The 2,181-nt window shown below is 28.1% G+C and carries 1 protein-coding gene; it reads right to left on the reverse strand.

All coding sequences use genetic code 11. From position 1 onward, the window contains the following. Positions 1-998 precede the first annotated feature (998 nt). A partial coding sequence (locus QZ306_RS10405; protein ID WP_295163628.1) for a protein kinase occupies positions 999-2,181 on the reverse strand: 1,183 nt, incomplete at its 5' end.

Below are 2,181 nucleotides of genomic sequence, written 5' to 3' on the forward strand. Positions count from 1 at the left end.
TTTATTAATTAAATTGTAATAAAATATTGAGAGAATAAATATTTTTTCAAAAAAAAGATGATTATAAATTCAATTGATTATTTATTAATTTGTATAAAATGATCGTTCCTAAAATATTGAAAAATAATTATATCTAATCTATATATTTCTTAATTATAAAAGTTAAAAATACAAATTAATTTTAAATATAAACTAATAATATATGTATTAACTAATTTGAATATTAATAAGCACATATAATGCATATTTATTAATAAATAATTATATTTTTATATTTCTATTGAAATTATAAAAATTCAGAAGTAAAGTTATTTATACTCACAAAAATATATTAAATTCATATCTTGAAAATGGAGGCTCAAAGAATTATACAAATCATTATATAATCCAATTATAAAATATTTAAAAATATAAAATGTTTTATTTAAAATTTTATCGACGAATTCCCTACATGAATACCTCTATTATTTCTATATAAATGAATAGTAATTAAATATTAATTAGTAATTAGTAATTTTATTATTATATATAATATAAAATTTAAGTTTTTTATAGCCTTGTATCTTTAATATTATAAGATATTTTAACTTTTTATAATATCTAAAAAAGTTCACAATAAATTTTTTTCGTAAACTAAACTTTGTTTTTTAATTTTCGTGTAAACTTACGGTTTCTAAGAATTTATATCAAATATTGAATGATTTATTTTTTACACGCGAAAATTAAACAAAGTTTAAATAGCAAGATTAGAGCGGAATGATATTTTTGCATGTTAATTTAAATTAAAATGTTCTTTATATATTTGTATTCTGATATCAATAATTCAAAATCCACGAATGAAAGACAAATAGTACATTTGAATTATCAAAAGAACATCAGAAAAAAAAAAGTATAATAAATAAATATATTTTAAAATAAGGAGAAACAAACATATTTTAGAACAAGAGTTAAAAGTGATAGAAAAAAGAAAAAAGAATAGATAGAAATAAACATAAATTTCATTCACCGCTATTCACCTTTGCCGTAAGCGCATTCAAAACTTCTTGGCATCCACGTACTAAAACAGAAAAAGATTCTTGTGTTCCACTGCATAATTGGAGTTGAATTGCTGTTGGAGCCTGCTCTGTTGAATCTTGGCCTTGTATAACAACATATAAGTTCTGTTGATGATGTCTGCATATGATTGTTTCATCATCAGGATGAAACCATTGCATTTCAAATTGCCGCATGAGCAATTGAACGCCATACATTGCCATTGTTATATTCAAGGATGGGCATGAAATCAAATGAGTTTGTTCATATATGATCGGTTGTTGTGGCTGAATTGCCCATTCAGCTTGAATTGCAACAGAGTTAACAGATTCAAGTGATGTCCCTGCAACTGGGTATGCATGACGATGGAAAGGATCACTACTTGTGGCTCCTATTGAATAAGATGTTTGGGATGGATCTAATAGAATCATCATGCCAGAGTCTGATGAATTTACATTCTGGAGGTCATTTTCAGATTCTGAATCGCCAATTGTACCTTGAGAAACGCCGCCAATACTTGAATCCCATTGAAGTTGTTCCAATGAAATTTGGGACGTTAACATGAAATAAAAAACTTTGGCCATTGTATGCCCAGGAGTAGCAAAATCTGTAGATAATTCATCCGCATCATTGTATCCAATTTTCTTCAATAGATCAAAAACTTCTGGCGCTACGGATTCTGGTGGAATTGGATCATTAAAAGAAGGATTAGGCAAAGGTGATGGTAAGACATAGTCTTGGGGTAAACCCCATCTAAAGCATGGATGTGATTTGATTTGAGCAAGAGTTATTCTCTGTTTTGGATCTAAAGTAAGCATTCTGTGGATTAATTCTTTGATTGGCTCAGGAAATTGTGGCATTGAAAAAACTCCTTTTTTCACTTTTGCTAGCAAATTTCGGATTGATTGATCATCAAAAGGTAAATAACCAGCAAGTAAAGCGTATAAAATTACTCCACAGCTCCAAACATCAGCAGCGCACCCATCATATGGTTCGCCTCTAATTACTTCAGGGGCTGCATAGTGAGGAGAACCACAAGAAGTTTCAGCTATTGATGATTTAACATACTTTGCAAAACCAAAATCTGCAATCTTTATGTTGTATTGTTCATCAAGCAAAATATTTTCAGGCTTCAAATCACGATGGCAT

The organism is uncultured Brachyspira sp., assembly GCF_910588665.1.
Lineage (GTDB): Bacteria > Spirochaetota > Brachyspiria > Brachyspirales > Brachyspiraceae > Brachyspira.